Below are 21,922 nucleotides of genomic sequence, written 5' to 3'. Positions count from 1 at the left end.
GTTAAAATTTATATTCTGAAAGCGATTTCGGGAATTTTTCGGGATTTGCGGCCAAATGGTACCTCGGGTCGTCTATGGCATCTATAATTACCTCCCTGAACTTAGGTGATGACTTATACAATAAAGCTTTACAATCTTCACTTAAGTGTTTTAGTTTTATCTTTTTCCCTGCGGCCTCGTATTTTTCAACTACATTAAAAATTGCTTCTATGGCCGAATGGTCACTAACCCTCGATTCAACAAAATCAACTTCAACCTGTTCAGGGTCATTTTTCACATCAAACTTATCGTTAAAAGTCGCTATAGAACCAAAAAACAAAGGCCCCCAAATCTCGTATACCTTGGTACCGTCTTCTTTAAAACGTTTCCGGGCCCTGATTTTTTTGGCGTTTTCCCAAGCAAAAACAAGTGCCGAAATTATAACGCCCACAAAAACGGCAATGGCCAAATCGTAAATAACGGTAACCGCAGAAACCGTTACCAGTACAAAAGCGTCTGCTTTTGGTATTTTTCTAATAATCCTGAAACTGGACCATGCAAAAGTTTCAATTACCATCATAATCATTACCCCTACCAATGCTGCAATTGGAACTTGTTCTATGTATTTATCTGTAAACAAAATAAAAGTCAATAGTGTTACGGCCATCATAATTCCAGATAAACGGCCACGGCCTCCCGCATTTATGTTAATTACTGTTTGGCCTATCATTCCACAACCGCCAGTACCTCCAAAAAGCCCGCTTAGCATGTTTCCTGCACCCTGTGCCATACATTCCCGGTTGCCATTGCCACGTGTCTCGGTTAATTCATCAACCAGATTCATGGTCATAAGAGATTCTATCAAACCTACACAAGCGGCCAAAAAGGCGTATGGCAAAATAAAGCCAAGCGTGTCCATGTTAAAAGGTAGGTTTTGCCACAATTCCATGTTTGGGGTTGGCAATTCGCCCTTAAGGCCCGTCCCGCCACCTTCAACAATATAAGAGCCTACTGTACTTACCTCTATTCCGCCAAAGATTACAATAGCGGTAGTTATTAAAATAGCCGTTAAGGAAGCCGGTACTTTTTTGGTAATTTTTGGTAAGACCCAAATAACGGCCATGGTAAGCAATACAAGTCCGATCATGGTATATAGTTCCTTACCATCCATGGGGATATTAATATATTTTTTAACACCTTCGGCAGTAACTTCAAGTTTTTTATGCGTGAACATTTTTACCTGCGCTATAAAAATAACAATGGCAAGGCCATTAACAAACCCCATCATAACCGGGTGCGGTATCAACCTAACAAACCTTCCCAATTTAAATATTCCTGCAATAATTTGGAATCCCCCCATAAGCACAACCGCTGCCAACAGGTAATAATACCCCATATTGTCTATTGGCGCGTCAAACAGCATTCCTTTTGCGTGCCCTTCTGAAATCAAGCTTACAAAAATAACGGCAACGGCACCTGCCGCACCCGAAATCAACCCGGGACGACCACCAAAGATGGCGGTAATCAACCCAATTATAAAAGCCCCGGACAAAGCCACCAATGGATCTATTTGGGCCACGAACGCAAAGGCCACAACTTCGGGAATCATTGCCAAAGACACCGTTATACCAGCTAATACATCATCTTTTGCATTCGGGACTATTTTTCTAATAAACTCAGTCATAATAATTTATTCTTCTCAATAGGGCTCATTTTAATGCCATAAACCTATTTATGAGGTAGTTAACAATAAAAGTTTGCAAAACTAACTCAATTTTTCAGTTAGACAAATAGATTGCCCTACTATATTGTTATATTTTTAATTAAGTTTGAAGCTTAAATTTCCTCCCTATGAAAAAAGCATTGCTTATAACAGTCGCTATTGCAACTTTTGCAAACCTATATGCCCAAAACGATAATTTTACTACCGAATTTGAAAAATCGGGCGGTGTTGCCACGGCCACTTACAACCAAACAATTGCTTATTATAAAGAACTTGCAAACACCTATTCCAGTATTACCATGATGGAAGAAGGCCTTACGGATTCTGGTGAGCACTTAACCTTGGTTTTGCTTAACCCCGAGGGCAATTTTGATCTTGAAAAAGTAAGGAAAAACAAAAGAATACTGTTTATAAACAACGGCATACACCCCGGGGAATCAGATGGGATCGATGCCACCATGATGCTTTACCGGGACATAGCTCAAGGAAAAATTAAAGTTCCCGAACATACCGTTCTGGCAACCATTCCTATTTATAATATCGGGGGCTCCCTGAACAGAAACAGTACGTCAAGAACCAACCAAAATGGTCCGGTTGCGTATGGGTTTAGGGGAAATGCACGTAATTACGACCTCAATCGGGACTTTATAAAAAACGATACGAAAAATGCAAAATCTTTTGCTAAAATATACCATTTCCTTCAACCGGATGTTTTCATAGACAACCACGTTAGTAATGGTGCCGATTATCAATACGTCCTGACGCATTTATTTACCCAGCATGACAAATTAGGTGCAGCAGCCGGGAAATATCTTTACAATAAGCTCATGCCCGAACTCATTACTTCGCTAAAAGATAAAAAATACGATATAACGCCTTATGTAAATGTTTTTAATCAAGTGCCCGAAAAAGGTTTTTCTCAATTTTTTGATGCCCCCCGATATTCCACAGGCTATACCACATTATGGAATACCCTGGGGATGATGGTTGAAACCCATATGCTTAAACCATACGACCAGCGTGTATATGGTACCTACGAACTTATGAAGAGCATGATAGCCCTTATTGAAAAAGACTATAAAGAAATAAAAAAGGTGCGGGAAGAAAGCAATGCCTCCTTTCTAAATGCAACGACATATACCGTAGCTTGGGAAGTAGATAAAAGCAAACATTCTACCTTGGATTTTAAAGGTTACGAAGGTGAACATATTACAAGTGAAATTACCGGCCTGCCACGATTAAAGTACAACAGGAACAAACCCTTTACAAAAGAAGTTACTTATTACGATTATTTTAAACCCATAAAAAAAGTAAATATCCCTGATGCTTATTTAATCCCCAAAGCCTGGAACGGCGTTGTAAAAAGGCTACAATTAAATGGCATAACGCTTACAAACATGGCCGAAACAAAAGAAATACCCGTTGAAGTATACCACATTGCCGATTACGAAACCGGGAAAAAGGCATACGAAGGACATTACCTACATAAAAACACCTCGGTAACCAAAAGTAAAGAAACTGTTTCAATTCCTGCAAATACTTATTATTTGGTTAAGACCCATCAACCGGGCATACGGTACATCTTGGAAACATTGGAGCCCGAAGCGGTAGATTCTTTTTTCAACTGGAACTTTTTTGATAGCATCCTTCAGCAAAAAGAAGGGTTTTCTCCTTATGTTTGGGAAGACAAGGCCCTGGGATTCCTAAAAGCAAACCCTGATATTGAAAAAGAATTTCAGGTCAAAAAAGAAAAAGACACAGCTTTTGCCAAAAATTGGTATGCACAATTGGATTGGATACACAAAAAGTCTCCAAATTATGAGAAAGCACATTTAAGATACCCGGTTTACAGGATTGTTAAGCTATAGAAGTTGGAGCTTCATTTTGATTTTAGAAAAGGGTTTTTATATTTTCATATGAATTTTCCATGAGTTTTGGTATATCGGTATCGGGGCGCCATTGGGCTATTTCAATATTTTCCTTGCATTGGGGTACCAGTACCCCTTTATACTTGCTCTTCATTAAAAACCAGTGGGTTTCCTTAAGCTTATAGGTTCCGTTTCTTTTAAAAACATGGTAGGTTTTGTTTAAAAAGGAGTCTATTTTAAGTTTTTTCACACCTGTTTCTTCTTCTACTTCGCGTATAGCGGCTTCTTCTATGGTTTCGCCCTTGTCTACTTTTCCTTTTGGAAGATCCCATTTTCCATTTCTGAAGATAAAAAGGTTTTCATTATCCTGATTTTTAACCAAGCCACCAGCGGCCACAACCAAAGGGATTTTCTTAAGAAATTTTTTCATTAAAACCGTACCGTCTTCATAATAAATATGAGCATACTTTATTTTGCCTTTATTAAGTTGCTTGATAACGTCATCAATATCAACCGTATCCATAAGAAACAATTTAAAATCTGTTTCCTTGGATATCTGGTTGGTTAAAATAATGCGATGTTCATTTACAAAAACTTCATACATTTGCATCATGGTTTTAGATAAAGATACCGCTAAAAAGACAGCAGAACTTTTATTGCAAATTAATGCAATAAAGTTGAATCCAAAAAATCCTTTTACATGGGCTTCCGGATGGAAATCTCCCATTTACTGCGACAATAGAATTGTTTTATCGTTTCCACCAATCAGGAACTACATCCGTGAGCATATGGCCAAACAGCTTGAGGAACTCTACGGCAAACCAGATGTTATTGCTGGGGTGGCCACAGGAGCCATTGGAATTGGCATGCTCGTTGCCGAGGTGTTAAATCTCCCTTTTGTGTACGTAAGGCCAGAGCCAAAAAAACACGGGAGGGGAAACCAAATTGAAGGTTTTCTTGACGGCGGACAAAGCGTGGTAGTTGTAGAAGATTTGATAAGTACCGGAAAAAGTAGTTTGAATGCCGTACAGGCGCTAAAAGACGAAGGTGCCGTGGTTAAGGGTATGATTGCCATATTTTCATATGGTTTTGACGTGGCCAGCAAAAACTTCGAAAACAACAATGTAACATTATATACGTTAAGCAACTACGAGCATTTATTGCAACAAGCGGTAGATACAAACTATATTAACGAAAAAGAATTAAAAACCCTTCAGGACTGGAGGGAAGACCCGGGCAACTGGAAATAACAACATTGATTTAAAATGAAGCTAGAGACACAAAAAAAGATTGTAAATAAATCGGCAGCGGAATTGTTTGATTTTTTGGCCGACGTAAAAAATTTTGAAAAGCTAATGCCCGAAAACATTAGCAAGTTTGAAGTTTTAGAGGAAGACAAATTTCTTTTTGCACTAAAAGGGATGCCCGAAATTGTTTTAAAAATGAAGGAAAAACAACCGCACAGCAAATTGGTTTTAGGAGCTGCAAGCGATAAACTTCCCTTTACGCTCACGGCAAACATCAATAGTATTGAAGCAAACAAAAGTGAGGCGAATCTGGTTTTTGAAGGCGAATTTAACGCCATGATGGGCATGATGATTAAAGGCCCCATAACCAGTTTTATAAATACCCTTACGGATAATATGGCTAACGTGTGATTTTTTAGATTAACAAAAACTATATAAAAAAGGTCCGATATTATTTTATGCGGACCTTTTTTTTTATTGAAAAATATACTATCAATTAAGTTGCTTAACCTCCACTTTCTGGTTGTTCATGCGCACTTTAAGCCATTCGGTCAACTTTTTAAATTCGGTTTCTTTTTTCGTTTTAGAAATTTTATCGCCCCAACGGATAATGAAAATGGGAATGGTGTCGGTTTTTTTAAAATCTGTTTTTAATTCGTTTCCAAAACCTAGTTCAACTACATCATTATAGTTAATTTTCACTTCTTTGCTTATGGCCTCAAAGGGAATTTCGTTGTAAGTAAATTTGTTTAAACGCTCTACCTCCTGCTCCAAGACCTTAATCTGCTCGTCTTTAGTAGCAATCTCCTGCTTTTTAGATTCGTACAGCTCACTTACATATTTGTATTTTTCTTCAGAGTCGTTCTGTTCGCCTCCCATTATAATCAAGTTTGCATCTTTAAGTTGTGGGTACGATTTCATTTGGGTTTTCCATGTTTCCACAATATTATCGGGTATGGTCTCGTCTCCCATAAAAACCAATTCGATATTAGGTTCACTCCCTTTGTTATAATCTATTGAAGTGTACTTATCCAGCAAAAAACCTCCCCCGGCAAACTGGTATGTTTTTATTTTTTCGTTAATAAAAGCATTGGCCTGATTTTTAAAATTGGACTCCTGCAATACATCATAAAAAGTCATTCCTGCCGGAATCATTACCAAAATGGCAAATAAAGAAGCCAATTGCGCAATACGTTTTCTCTTTTTGGAATTTGCATATTTAACCATTGGAAACCGTAATATCTTCAATACCAAAAAAGTTGCCAATGCAATAAAAATAGTATTGATTATAAAAAGGTACATGGCCCCAAAGAAAAAGTCCCAATTCCATTTAGCCAACCCAAATCCAGCCGTACATAAAGGCGGCATCAAGGCCGTTGCAATGGCCACCCCAAAAATAACACTGGCTATGGTCCCTTTTTTGGCCCTTGCAATTACCAAGGCCATTCCACCAAAAAAGGCAATCAATACATCCCGAATATCAGGTGCTGTACGTGCCAATAACTCTGAAGATTCATCTCTTAACGGAAATAGTTTAAAAAACAAAAACGCTGTTAGAATACTTAAAATAACCATCACGGCAAAGTTTTTAAGAGACCTCCTAAGCGTATCAATATCGTTTATTGCCAAAGACATCCCAATTCCCAGAATCGGGCCCATTAGCGGAGATATTAACATGGCACCAATAACCACGGCCGTAGAATTGGCATTCAAGCCTACCGAAGCAATAAATATAGAGCAAATTAAAATCCAGGAAGTATGCCCCTTAAAAGGAATGTCGTTAATAATGCTCTCTTTGGTAGCTTCTTGGTCGGTATTGTCCCTTATATCCAGAAGATCGCCAAAAAATGTTTTAAGGCTCCCCAAGAAACCCGAGAAATCTTTTTTCATTTTCTCTTCACTAGCATTCTCTGTGTTGTCGGTGGGGGTAATGTTGTCTTGGCCTAAACCATTTTTTTTGTTTTCTTCCATAGGTTTTGGTATTATGTGTCGCTATATTTTTCTTTCATTTTTTTTAAAAGGTCCTTCACTTCTTGTTCCTTTTTTTTGGGATAAATTAAAAGTTTATCTTTTTCGTCTATAATTATATAATCTTTAAGGTCGCCTATTACAACTGTTTTATTTTTTGATGTATGCACTATATTTCCTTTTGAATTCTCCAACAGTGCTTTGGCATTTACCACAACGTTTTCATTGTCGTCTTTAGGAAGTTCGTCGTACAAAGAGCCCCAAGTCCCCAGATCGTTCCAATCGAAGCTTGCAGGCAATACATATATATTTTTGGACGGCTCCATTACCGCATAATCTATAGAAATATTTTCGGCTTCTGGATATTTGGCATTGATAAATGCTTGTTCTTTTTGAGTATTCATTACCGAAAAACCGTTTATAAATTGATTAAACATGGTTGGTTGGTGTTTCTCGAAAGCTTCTAAAATACTTTTCGCGCTCCAAATAAAAATCCCGGCATTCCATAAAAAGTTACCTTGTTCCAGAAAAACCTTTGCAGTTTCGTAATCGGGCTTTTCTCTAAATTGTTCTACTTTTTTAACAGTATCGGTTTCGTTTTTTTTATGTTGAATATAGCCATAGCCTGTATTGGGAAAAGTTGGTTTTATACCAAGCGTCATCAATACATCGTTGGTTTTACATGTTTCAAAACAAGTTTTAAGGTCTTTGGCAAATGCTTCTTCATCTTCTATCCAATGATCGCTTGGTGCGACCACCAATAATGCATCTGGGTTTTTTTTCTTTATTTTTAACGATGCATATAAAATACAGGGGGCCGTATTCCGCATAACCGGTTCCAAAACCAATTGTTCCTTTTTTATTTTTGGCAATTGCTCCATCACCAAATTGCCATATTCTTCATTGGTAAGAATGTAGATATTTTCGGCAGGAATCGACCTGTTTAGTCTATTGAATGTTTTTTGTATAAGGGTCTCTCCAGTTCCCAAAATATCATGAAACTGCTTTGGCAATGCAGCTGTGCTAACAGGCCAAAAGCGGGAACCTATTCCCCCCGCCATTAATATTGCATATAAATTTTTGTTCATTAAAATCAATTAGTGAGTAATTCAACCTCGGCATTTGGCTGAAACAAGTATATTTTACCAGAGCTCATTTCGATGCATTCATATCGTTTTACCCTTTTATTTCCCTTTTTAAACACTTTTCCGTTATATATTTTAAAAATGCTTCCCATGGGAAGTTCAAATATATAATTTTTATCGTTTTGCGGATCAAATTCTTTTAGTGCCACAGACAAATGTGCATCGGTATCACTGCTAGCCTTTGGGTTTTTAAAATGCCTGGCCAATACCGGAAGTAAAGACGACGGAAAAATTTCTGGACGTATAAATGGCAACATTAATTGCTGAAACGTATATTTCCACTCGTTCCCATGTGGCTTAATATGCCTCCCATATTTGGTAAAGGCCACCAAATGTGCTATTTCGTGCACCAAGGTTATTAAAAAACGATACTTGTTTAGATTGGCATTTACCGTTATTTGATGACTTCCGTCAGGCAATTTTCTATAATCGCCGTGCCGGGTCACTCTTTCGTTAACAATTTTTAAATGCACATGGTTTTGTTTTATCAACTGGAAACATGGTTCTGCGGCTCGTTCCGGAAGGTATTTATTTAAAACATTATGCATAATAACTCTTTTTAAGGAGTACTGTTACTAACCTGTAATAGTTTACCGTTGTAAAATTGATGCCCTTTTTGTGAAAAATCGGCTATATAAGCTGCCATTTCCTTAGCGGTTGTAGGTGCATTATACCCCGGAAATGCCTCTTGCAACATTTCTGTTTGTACCGCCCCCAGTGCCAGTACATTAAAAGAAGGACCTGTTTCTTTGTATTCTTCTGCCAAAAGTTCGGTTAGCGTAATTACTGCCCCTTTTGAAGAGCTATATGCCGCCAGGCCGGGAAACTTCATACTGCCCTGTACACCCCCCATGCTACTTATGGTCAACACATGCCCATTTTTGGGCATAAAAGGCAATACAACCCGTATTAAGGCAGCTACGCCAAAAACGTTTACCTTGTATACATTTTCATAATCTTCGGTTGAAATTTCAGCAAAAGGCTTGTTTACCAATCTTCCGGCATTATTTATCAGGATATCTACATGTTGCCAATCCTTTTCAATGTATTTTCTTACGCTTTCCAAGTTGCCTTCATTGCAGATATCGCAATTAAAAGCTTCAACATTTTTCAGGTTCAGCTGTTTTATGGGGCCGGCATTTCTGGACAAAGCCAATACATGGTGCCCTTGTCCTGCTAAAAGCTGCACCAGTTCATACCCTATCCCTCTGCTTGTTCCTGTTACAATTATATTTTTTGCCATTCTCTATACCGATTTTTCAATCAGTTCATTTTAATTTCATCAGTTGGCACATTTGCCATTTTTTCGAGCACGGGCGTCATTTCGTTTATTACTGTTGCCATATGCTCAAAATCCATTTCTCCAACTTCATCGTCTACGTGATGGTAATACTCATAATTTTCAAAGTCAAAGGTACAAACAGTTTGTGATGGCACGTTGAATTCCGTATAAAAAGGATAATTGTCCGACCGTTTAAAAAGCTGATATTCTCCTGCTTTTGGTAAAAACCCTACAATGTCTTTCCCGGCATAGGTATTAATTTTTTCGGCCATATTGGTTTCTTTGTACCCGGTAATATACATTAGCTCTTCGCGTTGCATGGGAACACCGATCATTTCAAAATTAACCATGGTATACAAATTAAAGTTTTCCTTTTTAAGTTTTGACGCTAAATGTTTGGAACCCAACAGCCCTTTTTCTTCAGCAGAAAAAAGTACAAAAAGCAAACTTCTTTTATTGGTTTTATGCGTGCCAAAATATTTTGCTATTTCCAATACCGCTGTAGTCCCGGAAGCATTATCGTTGGCACCGTTGGCTATAGTGTCGCCATTTACAGGTTTCCCAGAACCTATATGGTCGTAATGTGCACCAATAACAATATACTCGTTTTTTAAACGGGCATCGTTTCCTTCTACAAGACCAACAATGTTGAATGCTGGCGCGTCAAAATTAGTCAAGGTATCCCTGTAGGTTTTAAAATAAGGTTTTATGCCGTTTGTTTTAAAAATGTTTTCGATATAATTGGCAGCTTCGTTAATACCTTCACTCCCTGCTTCCCTTCCGTTTAGCCTATCGGAAGCCAAAAAAGTAATTATTTGCTCTACTTCTGAAGCATTGGAAACCGAAACTTCTTTGCTTTGGGCATCCAATACAACCTCTTTAGTCTTATCGGCCTGCGAAATTTGCTCGGATACAGGAACGGTAGACGATTTACAGCCTAAGGCCATAATTGATACGGCAAGTATAAATAATTGTTTTTTCACACGTTTATGGTTTAAATATCATTAATAAAATAGAGAAAGTCACAAAAACCATGATTTCTCAGTAAAAAAAGCGAATCAAAAAAGATTGATTTTAAATATACCAAAAATCCCGCATAAAGCGGGATTTTTAAGATATAATGAAAATATAATCATGTTTATTTTTTAAGCCAACATGGTTACCGGGTTTTCCAAATATGCCTGCAAAGTTTGCAGGAATTGAGCTCCGGTAGCGCCGTCAACGGTTCTATGATCACAAGCCAATGTAACTTTCATGGTATGGCCAATAACAATTTCTCCATTTTTAACAATCGGTTTTTCCACGATTCCACCTACCGATAAAATGGCAGAGTTTGGCTGATTGATAATAGAGGTAAATTCTTGAATGCCGAACATTCCCAAATTAGAAACCGTAAAAGTACTGCCCTCCATTTCTTGGGGTGCAATCTTTTTGTTTCTCGCCTTTCCTGCCAGTTCTTTAACCTGCGAACCTATTTGGGTCAAGCTCATTTGGTCTGTAAATTTAAGCACGGGTACCAACAGTCCGTCTTCAACCGCTACCGCCACCCCAATGTGTACGTGATGGTTGTAAACGGTTACATCGTCTTTCCATGAAGTGTTTACCTGCGGATGCTTTTTAAGCGCCATTGCACAGGCCTTTACCACCATATCGTTAAACGAAACTTTAATGTCCGGTAGTGAATTTATCTGTCCGCGTGAAGCCATGGCATTATCCATATCAACTTCAATAGTTAAATAGTAATGAGGTGCAGAGAATTTAGATTCTCCCAACCTTCTCGCAATAGTTTTGCGCATTTGAGAGTTTTTCTTCTCTTCCCTACTTTCTTCTCCAGCTGGAACAAACGGCATTACATTTGCACTTGGAGCCGGGCTTCCTGTTGGAGCCTCAGTCGCCGCCGACTTACTTTCAGCAGGCGCCTTGTAATTTTCTATGTCTTTTTTAACAATCCTGCCATTTTCTCCTGTTCCCTTCACTTTAGAAAGGTCGATCCCTTTATCTTCAGCCATTTTCTTGGCCAAAGGAGAGGCGAAAATCCTTCCGTTGGAACTAGAAGCAGTAGTTGCACTTGTTGTTGTTTCTTTTTTCTCTTCTTTAGAGGATGTGCTTGCTTCTTCTGCCGTTTTTTTCTTGGCAGGTGCTTTTCCTCCACCCTTGCTAGCTGCCAAAACTGCGTCCACATCGGTACCTTCGGGCCCGATTATGGCCAATACATCATCAACAGGGGCAGACTGGCCTTCTTCTATTCCTATATGAAGTAGTTTTCCCGAATAGAACGATTCAAATTCCATTGTGGCCTTATCGGTTTCTATTTCAGCAAGGATATCGCCTTCCTCCACATCGTCGCCTACTTTTTTAAGCCATGATGCAACGGTACCTTCTTCCATGGTATCACTTAAACGGGGCATTGTTACAACTTCTACGCCTTCTGGTATTTCACCTCCGGAAGCTTCATTGGTTGTATCATCTTCAACAGTTTCTTCTTTTTCTTCGGATGCAGGTTTTTCTTTAGAAGCAGCGCCACCATTCAACAATCCCGAAATATCTTCTCCTTCTTCGCCAATAATTGCCAAAAGAGAATCAACAGGAGCGCCATCGCCTTCTTCGATACCTATATGAAGTAACGTGCCTTCGTGAAAAGACTCGAACTCCATGGTAGCTTTGTCGGTTTCTATTTCTGCTAAAATATCGCCTTCTTCTACTTTATCTCCTACTTTTTTAAGCCACTTTGCCACCACACCTTCTTCCATGGTGTCGCTCAAACGCGGCATGTTAATAATTTCTGCCATTATTTTTAAAGTTTATGCGGTAAAAATGGATAATCTTCTTGGTCGTACACTACATCGTACATAACATTTTTGTCTGGAAAATCTGATTCTTCGGCGAATTTCTCACATTCTTTAACCAATTCCTTAACCCTTTTATCTATTTTCTGGATATCTGTGTCTTTGGCATATTTTTTCTCCAAAATAATATCCTTAACCTGAGTAATCGGGTCTATTTTTTTGTATTCCTCTACTTCTTCTTTTGTTCTGTAGTGTTGGGCATCGGACATGGAGTGCCCTCTATACCTATATGTTTTCATTTCAAGAAAAGTTGGCCCTCCTCCAGAACGGGCCCTTTCTACGGCTTCGTAAACTGCTTCGGCCACTTTTACGGGGTTCATCCCGTCTACAGGCCCACAAGGCATATCAAAACCTAAACCTAGTTTCCATATTTCCTGTTCTTTGGATGTTCTCGCAACTGAGGTACCCATGGCATAACCATTGTTTTCGCAAATAAAAACAACCGGCAAGTTCCAAAGCATTGCTAAATTAAAGGTTTCGTGAAGGGAACCCTGACGCACTGCACCATCGCCCATATAACATAAAGTTACACCATCTCTTTTGAAGTACTTATCGGCAAAAGCCAGTCCTGCTCCTAATGGAATTTGGCCACCAACTATCCCGTGGCCACCATAAAAGTTATGTTCTTTAGAAAAAATGTGCATGGAGCCTCCAAGTCCTTGAGAAGTTCCTGTGGCTTTTCCGTAAAGTTCTGCCATTACCTTTTTGGGGTCTACCCCCATCCCGATAGGCTGAACGTGGTTACGGTATGCTGTTATTAATTTGTCCTTTTTAGGGTCGATTGCATGTAAAGTACCTGCCAATACAGCCTCTTGGCCATTATAAAGGTGAAGAAAACCCCTTACCTTTTGTTGTATGTAAACCGCTGCCAGCTTATCTTCAAACTTTCTCCAAAACAGCATGTCTTCATACCATTTCAAGTAAACTTCTTTTGTAACTTTTTTCATCTATATTTTATTTTGCCAAATATTGAGTGCCATTACCAAATGTAGAGGCACCAAAAACCCTCTTTATAACAATGGTTTTTTAAAATGCAATACAAAAGTAGCGTTTTCAATAAAAGTGTAAAAATGAAAATCTGCTTTTATCTAAGATTTTTGTTAAATATTATTTAAAGTAGCTTTGCCAAAGGTAAGCGGCAATAAATCTTTTATGGAATCGGCCTTGACTACCTTTCCCGTTTCCCCCATAAAATAAAGTGCTATGGGAGTTTTTTGGTTCTCTTCGTATTCGTAAATAGACTGTCTACATGCTCCGCACGGCGGTGTTGGCGTAAGTACGTTAAAAGAATCGGAAGCGGCAGAAACAGCCATGATTTTTATGGGCTCCCCCGGAAATTGCGTGCCTGCCTGAAAAATGGCCACGCGTTCTGCACATAACCCGGAAGGATACACGGCATTTTCTTGGTTACTACCAATTATTATTTCACCGTTTTCTAGTTGAAGCACTGCCCCTACACGGAACTTGGAATATGGGGCATATGCATTATTGCGTGCAGTTACTGCTTTTTTCATGAGTTCTTTTACCTGCTCGGGCAGCTCGTCTATGGACTCAAAAACAGTAAGCACTGTATTAATCTCAAGTTTCTTCATAATGCATTTGGTTATAACACAATAGTACTACCAAAATACAATATTTATATGAATTTTATTGCTGATGATGCGATTTAAGAAATGTTTGCTTTGTGGAAGGTTACCAAAAAGATACCCTTCACCTTATGCGACTGCGTTGATATAAAAACCCACTATGTACTATTCTTCAACAACAGAAAATGCCCCTTATTAATAATACTCGTCTCCCAAATTAAATGTAATGGAGAAACGCAATGTATTTTCCAATGGGTTCCTAACTTTAGAGGTTGAAAATAAATAAGACAAATCTATGGAAGTAGCCTTGAAGGTAAAGCCGGCCCCCAGCGTAAAGAATTGACGAAAACCTTTTTCCTGGTTCTCGTGAAAATACCCGGTTCTAATGGCAAAGGCTTCATTATATACATATTCTGCCCCCATGGCCCAAGTTATTTCTTTTAATTCTTCGCTAAAACCGTCCGGGGCATCGCCAAAAGAAGAGAACATCCCGGTAAAGAAACTTTCGTTATAATAATCGTCTTCGTAATCTATTTCGCCGTCGCCATTTGAGTCGCTCGGTGTTGGCACCAACAATTTATTAAACTCCAAGTTAAGCGACAGTATGTTCATTGGATCGAATATAAAATCAAAACCTCCACCTAATTTTAGGTTTGTTGGCAAATAGCTTTCCCTGCCCTCATCATCATATTTTATTTTAGGACCAATATTAGATACGTTAAAACCACCTTTCCACCGACCATTAAAACTATTGTAAGCTATTTCGTTGGACTGAAAATACCCTGCAATATCTACTGCAAAAGAGCTGGCAGCTGAAGCATCAACAAATTCGTCTGGAATCTTTAAGTCCGAGCGCAAGAACCTACCGGCCACGGCCATTGAAAAGTTTTCGCTCAGTTTTAATGAATACGATAAATCTATTGCCAGTTCATTTGGCCTTTCAATAATTGGGGTAAGCCCCTGAAGTGCCTCGTCTTCTGTTATAAATTCAATATCGCCCAAACTAAAATACCGTATGGTGGCCGCCCAGGCACTACGTTCGTTTATTTTTTTATAAAAAGCCGCATCGAGCAGGGCAATATCGTTCACCAACTGGCTTAAATAAGGGGTATAGCTCAACCCTATACCAATTTCGCGTTTGGCAAAAGCGTATTTTGCAGGATTCCATTGTTGCGAAAAAACATCGGGACTGGTAGTAGCGCCCAGTTCGCCCATTCCACCAGATCGTGCATCGGCAGCAATCGACAAGAAAGGAACGGCAGTAGTTATAACTCTTGAATCTTCCTGAGCATGTAGGAGATTTGAAAAGATTATAAGGCTTAGGAGTAAATAGTTTAGTTTCATTTAATTTTATTAAATAACAGCAAATATAATTGTTTAAAATTGTTAGGCAAACACTTAGGTTTTCCTATAACAGTATATAATTAACGTAACATTAACAAAAATGTTATACAACTTCGACTTTTTTTTAAATTTTTTTCGATAAAAATAATTTATTCGGTTGAAAAAACGCTCTATCTTCTATAAATAATTGAAAAATGATAATGAAACAAAAGCTACTAAATATGCAGAAATTATATACTTCCGTTAGGCAAACGCATACAACCTGAGTTTATTTTATGGGTTACCACATTTAAAAAAGTAAAAAATAATCGACAAAAAGATTTTTGCAACATATAATAAAATGATCATTTGCACGTTTTTACAACAGCGAAACGAACTTTGACAACATTATACCCACAATTTTGATGAAAAAAATTGAATTAAATATCTTAATTGCTATATTGCACACTTATTTAAGACAACTCAAATCTTAATTATGAAGAAGTATCTATTCAACCCATATGTATTATGTTTGGTAGCGTTTGCGAGTTTAACTAGCTGTAGTAACTCAAACAAAAACACTTCCAGGGCTACAGGATGGCAAATCAACTCTAAAGAAGGAGGCTTTCAATACAACACAAATTTTAAAGAGCAGGAAACTGCTCCGGGTCTTGTGTTTTTGGAAGGCGGAACTTTTGTTAGGGGAAAAGTGCAAGACGATGTAATGCATGACTGGAACAACACACCTACACAACAACATGTCCAGTCGTTTTACATGGATGAAACAGAGGTTACCAATAAGATGTACATGGAATACCTGGACTATCTTAAAAGTGTTTATCCTCCAGACGACCCCGCTTATGCAAATATTTACCAAGGCGCCCTACCCGACACTCTTGTTTGGAGAAACCGGCTTGGTTATAACGAAGTAATGACCAACAACTATTTAAGGCACCCTGCATATGCAGAATACCCCGTAGTTGGTGTAAACTGGGTGCAAGCGGTTCAATTTTCCGAATGGAGAACCGACCGTGTAAACGAACTTATGCTTGAAAGGGAGGGGTATCTTGCCAAGAACAGCAAATATGCCGTTGTAAATGGTGAGACCCAAGGAACGTTTAGCACAGAAACCTATTTAAACAGCCCCGAAAATGTATATGGAGGTCAAATAGACTCCTTACAAGGAAAGGCAAAAAGAGACTCTACAAACGTATTTGCAAAAAGATCAAGCGGAATTATCATGCCTTCATATAGGCTGCCCACGGAAACCGAATGGGAATATGCCGCTACAGCACTTGTTGGAACCAGGGAATACAATAATTATAGAGGAAGAAAAAAATATCCTTGGGAAGGAGAATATACCCGTTCCGGAAAAAGAAAGAACCGTGGCGACCAATTGGCAAACTTTAAACAAGGAAAAGGTGATTATGGCGGAATTGCAGGCTGGTCTGACGATAGCGCAGACATTACCGCACAGGTAAAATCGTATCCTCCAAACGATTGGGGACTTTACGATATGGCCGGTAACGTAGCAGAATGGGTTGCTGATGTATACAGACCCATTGTAGACGACGAAGCAAACGACTTTAACTATTATCGCGGTAACGTATATATGAAAACGTCTATTGGCGAAGATGGAAAAGTGGATATAGTAGGAAGGGACGGAATTAAATATGATACTTTGAGCAATGGAAGAATTGTAGCCCGCGACTTGCCAGGTGAAATAGCCATGGTTCCTATAAATGAAAATGATACGTACCTTAGAACCAATTTCGATAGAAGCGACAACAGAGACTATAGAGATGGCGACAAAGGATCTACAAGATACTACGATATGTTTAGCGATGATGGAGAACTTGACGATTCCAAAAGGATGTACAATGCCCCCGAAAATAAAATTGAAAGGGATTCTTTAGGAAATATCATTAAACAAATCGACGAATCCAATTCCAGGACCACACTTATAAACGACGAAGTCCGTGTATACAAAGGAGGTTCATGGAGAGATCGGGCATATTGGCTAGACCCGGCCCAACGTAGATACCTGCCACAATACATGGCTACCGATTATATTGGTTTCCGCTGTGCAATGTCAAGGGTAGGTTCTAAAGCCAAAGAAAAGAAAACACCGAGACACTAAAAATATTTCAATAAAATACACTCGAAGCCCTGATCTATTCAGGGCTTTTTTTATACTTTTATTTCTATGAAAATAGAAGAACTTCACTCGTATTTTTTAAACACCTCAGGAGTAATTACCGATACCCGAAAAATAGAAGACAATTGTTTGTTTTTTGCATTAAAGGGAGAAAATTTTAATGGGAACAAATTTGCAGAAGAAGCCTTAAAAAAAGGGGCTGCTTATGCCATAATAGATCAAGAGGAATATCATACATCAAACAAAACCATTCTTGTAAGCAATACTTTGGAAGCATTACAGCAACTTGCTTCCTATCATAGAAAATATTTAAACATTCCCATTATAGCGCTCACCGGAAGCAATGGCAAGACCACTACCAAAGAGCTCATCAATGCAGTTTTGTCTAAAAAATTTAGCACAAAAGCTACCAAGGGAAATCTAAACAATCATATTGGCGTGCCCATTACCTTACTCTCCATGGATAATAAAGTTGAAATGGGCGTGGTGGAAATGGGAGCCAACCACCTCAAGGAAATAGAACAGTTATGTAATATTGCAACTCCAGATTATGGATACATCACCAATTTTGGGAAAGCACACCTAGAAGGTTTTGGAGGGGTTGAAGGGGTTATTAAAGGCAAAAGCGAACTTTATAATCATCTTATAAATAACCATAAAACTGTTTTTTTTAATGCTGATGATGCTATCCAAAAGGAGAAACTAGAGAATTATCAAAAAAAATATGGTTTTAGCGCTATTTCAGCATCCGATGTTAAGGTGAATTTGACCAGTGCCGATCCCTTTGTTGAAGTTCTATATAAAAACAAGGCAATCAAATCGCAGTTAATCGGCGCATACAATTATACCAATATTGCAGCTGCCATTACCATTGGTTGTTACTTTAAAGTACCAACAGAAGCTATCAAAGAAGCCATAGAAGCATACCTGCCTTCCAACAACAGATCGCAAATAATAAAGACCCGTAAATATAAAATTATCCTTGACGCCTATAATGCCAATCCAACCAGTATGAAGGCTGCTTTAGAAAACTTTTCCGCTTTAAAAGACGACCATAAAACCGTAATTCTTGGAGATATGTTTGAATTAGGCCCAAGTGCCAAGGAAGAGCATCAAATAATTGCAGATATTGCTACCGGATATAATTTTGAAAGGGTTTTCCTTATCGGAAGCCATTTTTATGAAGCCAACACACAAGGCCTAAAATTTAAAGATTTTGATGCATTCAAGAAATCATTTCAAACAGATTTACCCACCAAAGGAACCATTTTAATAAAAGGTTCGAGAGGAATGGCCCTTGAGCGGATATTGGATGTTCTCAACTAAAATTTTAATTTCATCCCAAAAAATATAGGCCGTTTAGTTTCTATATAAAAAACCAAACGGCCCAAAACAACCAACCATTAATCTTTAACTTATTCTTCTACAATAAACAAGCTGGCTATTGCTACGGCATCGTCTCCAGACAATGGTTCGTCATAAGCTTCAGTCGATGCTTCCATGGTAAAGGCTTCTCCATTACCCAATGTTGTTACATCAACTCCGCCATGAGTTACATTTTCTTCCCCATTGTACACTGGTTGTGTAGCATCTGGCATACCAGTACCCCTTTCGTTATTGGTAATCCAGCCTTTCAACCCTCTTAATCTTCTAATTTCAGAGGCATGACGAGCTTCAACCGAATGAATCTGCAAAGCTGCCGTTAAAAAAGGAGATCCCAATAAGTTTCCTGCCTGACCTTTATAAGCCCTAACTCCCGTATCTTCAAACGCTTGGGCCAAGGCCAATAATTGAGCATAAGCGGTATCCTGCCCTGCTCCATTTTCATTAAAAGGATCAAAAGCACCACCTGCGGTAAAATCGAAAGTTGGTTTTTCAACCGGTGTAACACCAGCCCCTTCCAGCCCAGCGATTAAAAAATCCACATGTGCCTGTTCATGCTTAGAAATTTGCATATATACCGTTTCTGGCCGTCCTGTTGGCAAAACCCCGGACTGAAGTGCCAAATCGTAAAATTCGTCTTCCAAATATTCTAATGTCAAAGCCAATTGTAATGCTCCAACCGGATCGGCGTCCATGGATTGAGCATAAGCTTTTTTGGAAGAAAGTGCAGCCAACCCAAAAGGTACTGCGGCAATTGCCGCTTTTTTACCAAGATCGCCAAAAGTTCCAAAAATATCCCGTCGCGATGATTTACCATCTAAAATATTGCTAGTGGTAAAATCGTCTAAAAATTTTATAATATTCATAGTTTTCAATTTAATAGTTAATTATGGTAAGTTATTAGCCGTGAATTCGGTTTTGATAAACCCGGTTGCAGCAACGGCAGCCAATATATCTGATGGGTCCATAGCCGCATCCAACCCGGTATCTACAGTAACTGCATCGTCACCGGCAAAATCGGCAGATCCGGGGTTAATAAGCGTTCTAATTGCCGAAGCATGCCTTGCTTCTACAGATACAATTTTACCTGCAATTAAAAGATAATCAGGATTGGAAATAAGTTTTCCGGCACCATTGTATGCAGCTACACCTGTATCTTCAAGTACTTTTGCCGTACCCAGAACCTGGTCCCTGTTTCCAAAGTCCAGATCGCCATAATCAAACTCCAAAGTTGGCAACACCAACTCTGTATTGCCTTCAACAGCTGCTGTAATAGCTGTTTTAAAGAAATCTCTATGATTTACTTCGTGGTAGTACAAATCTGTTAACACTTGCTTTTCTTCATCAGAAATACTTCCGTAGAAAGAATTAACCACTTTGGTATAAAAATCGGCTTCAAGTTGTTCCAGTGCATATGCATAATTTAATACGCCCAGATCGCCCTCTCCCAAATCGAATACTTCAGAGTCGGGAGGCGGCATCATCCCTTGGTCGTCGTCACTGCTACATGCCCACAATAAACCCGATCCAGCTACTGCCAAACCACCTAATTTCAAGAATTGTCGTCTGTTATTAAAGCCCTTTGGTTGATGGACTTTTATGATTTTCTTTTTCATAATTGATGTTTTTAATGATTAATCTTCTACACATACTAACGAAGAAAAAGAAAGTCCGGTTTTCATAAATTTTTGTTAAATACGAATTTAGTGAAAAGAAAGGGGGGTCTAGTTTAGGGTTTAGGGTTTAGGGTTTAGAGGGGCGAAAAAAGATTGATCATTATTTTTGCATAAACACAACAATTGGGAATGATCCGGAATGATCCATAATCCCTATCAAGGGTTTGGGAGTACAATATGTAACAATAATAAATGTCCATTGTAAAAAAAAGCCACTCAATCTCTTGAATGGCTTTTGTATAAGTAGTGGGCGATACTGGATTCGAACCAGTGACCCCCTGCTTGTAAGGCAGGTGCTCTGAACCAGCTGAGCTAATCGCCCGTTTTGCAATTATAACAAATGTAGAGAAAAAAAGACTTCCAATAGAAGTCTCTAAAATTGGTGGGCGATACTGGATTCGAACCAGTGACCCCCTGCTTGTAAGGCAGGTGCTCTGAACCAGCTGAGCTAATCGCCCCTCATTTGCTTGATTGCGGTTGCAAATATAGAACAGTTTTTGTTTTCGGCAAAGAAATATTTGAAAAATTTAGATGATTTCCGAAACCACAAAAGTACTGCCCCCAACATAGATCAAGTCGTTTTTTGAAGCCTTGGATTTGGCTGCCTGTAAAGCTTCTGAAACTGAGCTGTATGTTTCGCCTTTCAGGTTAAAACATGTAGCTTTTTCAAGCAATTTTTCGACATCAAGCCCTCTTGATATTTTTGGCGAACAAAAGTAATATTTTGCGTTTTCAGGAAACAGTGGCAGAATTTTATCAAGGTTTTTATCTTTTACAAAACCTAAAATTAAATGTAACTGAGTAAAATTTTGTGTTAGTAATTGAGAAATTACTATGGATAACCCTTCTTTGTTATGCGCGGTATCACAGATTATTTTTGGGTGCCCACCCAATATTTGCCATCTTCCCAAAAGGCCTGTATTTTTTACCGTGTTTAAAAGTCCGCTTTTTATATGCTCTTGGGTTACCGTAAACCCCTTTAGCCTCTCTATTGTTGCAATTACCGCTTTTATATTTTTCTTTTGATAACTTCCCAGCAAGTCGCTTTTAAAATCGGTTTTTATTTCTTCAGCTAAAAAAATAGGAGCATCCTTTTCTATTGCTACCGATTGAAATACCGGATAGGTAAGTTCGTTATACTCGCTTACCACAACCGGAACAGTTTGTTTAATAATCCCGGCCTTTTCCCAAGCTATTTTTTCTAATGTATCGCCCAACATATCGGTATGGTCGAACCCGATATTGGTAATTACTGAAATTTCTGGGACAATAATATTTGTAGAATCGTACCTTCCCCCCAAGCCAACTTCAATAATAGCGATATCTACTTTTTCTTCGGAAAAATAATGAAACGCCATGCCCACGGTCATTTCAAAAAAAGAGAGCGATTGTTCTTCGAGAAATGCTTTATTCTTGGCAATAAAACTAACTACTGATTCTTCGGATATTTCTTTTCCGTTGATTTTTATACGCTCACGAAAATCTTTTAAATGTGGGGAAGTATACAGTCCAACTTTATATCCCGCTTCCTGAAGAATTGATGCCAACATATGGCTTGTGGAGCCTTTTCCGTTGGTGCCGGCCACATGAACAGCTTTAAAGTTTTTCTCGGGATTGCCCAGATGTTTTACAAAATTTATGGTATTGGTAAGCTTGGGTTTAAAAGCAGATTGACCTTGCTTTTGATACATTGGCAACCTACCAAACATCCAATCGAGGGTTTGCTCGTATGTCATTT

At 38.6% G+C, this 21,922-nt stretch carries 19 protein-coding genes and 2 tRNA genes; 5 read left to right on the top strand and 16 right to left on the bottom strand.

Going from position 1 to position 21,922, the window contains the following annotated elements:
- Nucleotide 1: 1 nt before the first annotated feature.
- Nucleotides 2–1,663, bottom strand: a complete 1,662-nt coding sequence (locus tag PSF86_RS15055) for a SulP family inorganic anion transporter (protein WP_277900924.1) — start codon at nt 1,661–1,663, stop codon at nt 2–4.
- Nucleotides 1,664–1,830: 167 nt separating this feature from the next.
- On the opposite strand from PSF86_RS15055, the gene PSF86_RS15050 reads away from it, so the two are divergent.
- Nucleotides 1,831–3,570: a M14 family metallopeptidase gene (locus PSF86_RS15050; protein ID WP_277900923.1), complete on the top strand. Its 1,740-nt coding sequence runs from the start codon at nt 1,831–1,833 to the stop codon at nt 3,568–3,570.
- Nucleotides 3,571–3,592: 22 nt separating this feature from the next.
- On the opposite strand, the gene PSF86_RS15045 is transcribed toward PSF86_RS15050, so the two are convergent.
- The gene (locus PSF86_RS15045; protein WP_277900922.1) at nt 3,593–4,174 is read right to left on the bottom strand and encodes an NUDIX hydrolase; all 582 of its coding nucleotides are present in this window, start codon (nt 4,172–4,174) and stop codon (nt 3,593–3,595) included.
- A 7-nt stretch (nt 4,175–4,181) separates the two neighbouring features.
- Between PSF86_RS15045 and pyrE the strand changes: the two genes are divergently transcribed.
- Nucleotides 4,182–4,820: an orotate phosphoribosyltransferase gene (gene pyrE, locus PSF86_RS15040; RefSeq protein ID WP_277900921.1), complete on the top strand. Its 639-nt coding sequence runs from the start codon at nt 4,182–4,184 to the stop codon at nt 4,818–4,820.
- Between the two features lie 15 nt (nt 4,821–4,835).
- Nucleotides 4,836–5,228, top strand: coding sequence for an SRPBCC family protein (locus PSF86_RS15035; RefSeq protein ID WP_277900920.1), 393 nt, complete (start codon nt 4,836–4,838; stop codon nt 5,226–5,228).
- A gap of 81 nt (nt 5,229–5,309) precedes the next feature.
- Here PSF86_RS15035 and PSF86_RS15030 read toward each other — a convergent pair whose 3' ends face one another.
- The 9 genes from PSF86_RS15030 to porV all read right to left on the bottom strand — a co-directional run bounded on the left by PSF86_RS15030 (nt 5,310) and on the right by porV (nt 14,988).
- Complete coding sequence (locus PSF86_RS15030; RefSeq protein ID WP_277900919.1) at nt 5,310–6,788, bottom strand: DUF389 domain-containing protein; 1,479 nt, start codon at nt 6,786–6,788, stop codon at nt 5,310–5,312.
- Nucleotides 6,789–6,799: 11 nt separating this feature from the next.
- The gene (locus tag PSF86_RS15025) at nt 6,800–7,873 is read right to left on the bottom strand and encodes a mannose-1-phosphate guanylyltransferase (RefSeq protein WP_277900918.1); all 1,074 of its coding nucleotides are present in this window, start codon (nt 7,871–7,873) and stop codon (nt 6,800–6,802) included.
- A 5-nt stretch (nt 7,874–7,878) separates the two neighbouring features.
- Complete coding sequence (locus PSF86_RS15020; protein WP_277900917.1) at nt 7,879–8,478, bottom strand: SprT-like domain-containing protein; 600 nt, start codon at nt 8,476–8,478, stop codon at nt 7,879–7,881.
- Between the two features lie 11 nt (nt 8,479–8,489).
- Nucleotides 8,490–9,173 carry an SDR family NAD(P)-dependent oxidoreductase gene (locus PSF86_RS15015; RefSeq protein WP_277900916.1) on the bottom strand — a complete coding sequence of 228 codons (684 nt, stop codon included), beginning with the start codon at nt 9,171–9,173 and terminating at the stop codon, nt 8,490–8,492.
- A gap of 20 nt (nt 9,174–9,193) precedes the next feature.
- The gene (locus PSF86_RS15010; protein WP_277900915.1) at nt 9,194–10,195 is read right to left on the bottom strand and encodes a M28 family metallopeptidase; all 1,002 of its coding nucleotides are present in this window, start codon (nt 10,193–10,195) and stop codon (nt 9,194–9,196) included.
- 162 nt (nt 10,196–10,357) lie between these two features.
- The gene (locus tag PSF86_RS15005; RefSeq protein ID WP_277900914.1) at nt 10,358–12,001 is read right to left on the bottom strand and encodes a pyruvate dehydrogenase complex dihydrolipoamide acetyltransferase; all 1,644 of its coding nucleotides are present in this window, start codon (nt 11,999–12,001) and stop codon (nt 10,358–10,360) included.
- Nucleotides 12,002–12,006: 5 nt separating this feature from the next.
- On the bottom strand, nt 12,007–13,005 hold the full coding sequence (gene pdhA / locus PSF86_RS15000; protein ID WP_277900913.1) for a pyruvate dehydrogenase (acetyl-transferring) E1 component subunit alpha: 999 nt from the start codon (nt 13,003–13,005) through the stop codon (nt 12,007–12,009).
- 153 nt (nt 13,006–13,158) lie between these two features.
- Nucleotides 13,159–13,650, bottom strand: a complete 492-nt coding sequence (cdd, locus tag PSF86_RS14995; RefSeq protein ID WP_277900912.1) for a cytidine deaminase — start codon at nt 13,648–13,650, stop codon at nt 13,159–13,161.
- 189 nt (nt 13,651–13,839) lie between these two features.
- Nucleotides 13,840–14,988, bottom strand: coding sequence for a type IX secretion system outer membrane channel protein PorV (porV, locus tag PSF86_RS14990; protein WP_277900911.1), 1,149 nt, complete (start codon nt 14,986–14,988; stop codon nt 13,840–13,842).
- Between the two features lie 475 nt (nt 14,989–15,463).
- Here porV and gldJ point away from each other — a divergent pair, with 475 nt between their 5' ends.
- Both gldJ and PSF86_RS14980 read left to right on the top strand, forming a co-directional pair.
- Nucleotides 15,464–17,107, top strand: a complete 1,644-nt coding sequence (gene gldJ, locus PSF86_RS14985; protein WP_277900910.1) for a gliding motility lipoprotein GldJ — start codon at nt 15,464–15,466, stop codon at nt 17,105–17,107.
- A 66-nt stretch (nt 17,108–17,173) separates the two neighbouring features.
- Nucleotides 17,174–18,451, top strand: a complete 1,278-nt coding sequence (locus PSF86_RS14980) for a UDP-N-acetylmuramoyl-tripeptide--D-alanyl-D-alanine ligase (RefSeq protein WP_277900909.1) — start codon at nt 17,174–17,176, stop codon at nt 18,449–18,451.
- 89 nt (nt 18,452–18,540) lie between these two features.
- On the opposite strand, the gene PSF86_RS14975 is transcribed toward PSF86_RS14980, so the two are convergent.
- The 5 genes from PSF86_RS14975 to PSF86_RS14955 form a co-directional block, all read right to left on the bottom strand.
- Nucleotides 18,541–19,374: a ferritin-like domain-containing protein gene (locus PSF86_RS14975; protein ID WP_277900908.1), complete on the bottom strand. Its 834-nt coding sequence runs from the start codon at nt 19,372–19,374 to the stop codon at nt 18,541–18,543.
- A 21-nt stretch (nt 19,375–19,395) separates the two neighbouring features.
- A complete protein-coding gene (locus PSF86_RS14970) occupies nt 19,396–20,124 on the bottom strand; it encodes a ferritin-like domain-containing protein (RefSeq protein WP_277900907.1) in 729 nt (242 codons plus the stop codon).
- Between the two features lie 307 nt (nt 20,125–20,431).
- Nucleotides 20,432–20,506, bottom strand: a tRNA-Val gene (locus tag PSF86_RS14965).
- Between the two features lie 58 nt (nt 20,507–20,564).
- Nucleotides 20,565–20,642: transfer RNA gene (locus tag PSF86_RS14960), tRNA-Val, on the bottom strand.
- Between the two features lie 69 nt (nt 20,643–20,711).
- Nucleotides 20,712–21,920: a bifunctional folylpolyglutamate synthase/dihydrofolate synthase gene (locus PSF86_RS14955; protein ID WP_277900906.1), complete on the bottom strand. Its 1,209-nt coding sequence runs from the start codon at nt 21,918–21,920 to the stop codon at nt 20,712–20,714.
- Between the last annotated feature and the right edge of the window lie 2 nt (nt 21,921–21,922).

This window comes from Galbibacter pacificus (assembly GCF_029603165.1).
Classification (GTDB): domain Bacteria; phylum Bacteroidota; class Bacteroidia; order Flavobacteriales; family Flavobacteriaceae; genus Galbibacter; species Galbibacter pacificus.
The sequence above is the reverse complement of the archived record's forward strand: the minus strand, read 5'-3'. Positions and strand labels throughout refer to the sequence as shown.

Excerpts from the sequence above, each read along its gene's own strand:
- PSF86_RS15055 (WP_277900924.1), bottom strand. The coding sequence starts at position 1,663 with ATGACTGAGTTTATTAGAAAAATAGTCCCGAATGCAAAAGATGATGTA.
- PSF86_RS15050 (WP_277900923.1), top strand. The coding sequence starts at position 1,831 with ATGAAAAAAGCATTGCTTATAACAGTCGCTATTGCAACTTTTGCAAAC.
- PSF86_RS15045 (WP_277900922.1), bottom strand. The coding sequence starts at position 4,174 with ATGTATGAAGTTTTTGTAAATGAACATCGCATTATTTTAACCAACCAG.
- pyrE (WP_277900921.1), top strand. The coding sequence starts at position 4,182 with ATGGTTTTAGATAAAGATACCGCTAAAAAGACAGCAGAACTTTTATTG.
- PSF86_RS15035 (WP_277900920.1), top strand. The coding sequence starts at position 4,836 with ATGAAGCTAGAGACACAAAAAAAGATTGTAAATAAATCGGCAGCGGAA.
- PSF86_RS15030 (WP_277900919.1), bottom strand. The coding sequence starts at position 6,788 with ATGGAAGAAAACAAAAAAAATGGTTTAGGCCAAGACAACATTACCCCC.
- PSF86_RS15025 (WP_277900918.1), bottom strand. The coding sequence starts at position 7,873 with ATGAACAAAAATTTATATGCAATATTAATGGCGGGGGGAATAGGTTCC.
- PSF86_RS15020 (WP_277900917.1), bottom strand. The coding sequence starts at position 8,478 with ATGCATAATGTTTTAAATAAATACCTTCCGGAACGAGCCGCAGAACCA.
- PSF86_RS15015 (WP_277900916.1), bottom strand. The coding sequence starts at position 9,173 with ATGGCAAAAAATATAATTGTAACAGGAACAAGCAGAGGGATAGGGTAT.
- PSF86_RS15005 (WP_277900914.1), bottom strand. The coding sequence starts at position 12,001 with ATGGCAGAAATTATTAACATGCCGCGTTTGAGCGACACCATGGAAGAA.
- pdhA (WP_277900913.1), bottom strand. The coding sequence starts at position 13,005 with ATGAAAAAAGTTACAAAAGAAGTTTACTTGAAATGGTATGAAGACATG.
- cdd (WP_277900912.1), bottom strand. The coding sequence starts at position 13,650 with ATGAAGAAACTTGAGATTAATACAGTGCTTACTGTTTTTGAGTCCATA.
- porV (WP_277900911.1), bottom strand. The coding sequence starts at position 14,988 with ATGAAACTAAACTATTTACTCCTAAGCCTTATAATCTTTTCAAATCTC.
- gldJ (WP_277900910.1), top strand. The coding sequence starts at position 15,464 with ATGAAGAAGTATCTATTCAACCCATATGTATTATGTTTGGTAGCGTTT.
- PSF86_RS14980 (WP_277900909.1), top strand. The coding sequence starts at position 17,174 with ATGAAAATAGAAGAACTTCACTCGTATTTTTTAAACACCTCAGGAGTA.
- PSF86_RS14975 (WP_277900908.1), bottom strand. The coding sequence starts at position 19,374 with ATGAATATTATAAAATTTTTAGACGATTTTACCACTAGCAATATTTTA.
- PSF86_RS14970 (WP_277900907.1), bottom strand. The coding sequence starts at position 20,124 with ATGAAAAAGAAAATCATAAAAGTCCATCAACCAAAGGGCTTTAATAAC.
- PSF86_RS14955 (WP_277900906.1), bottom strand. The coding sequence starts at position 21,920 with ATGACATACGAGCAAACCCTCGATTGGATGTTTGGTAGGTTGCCAATG.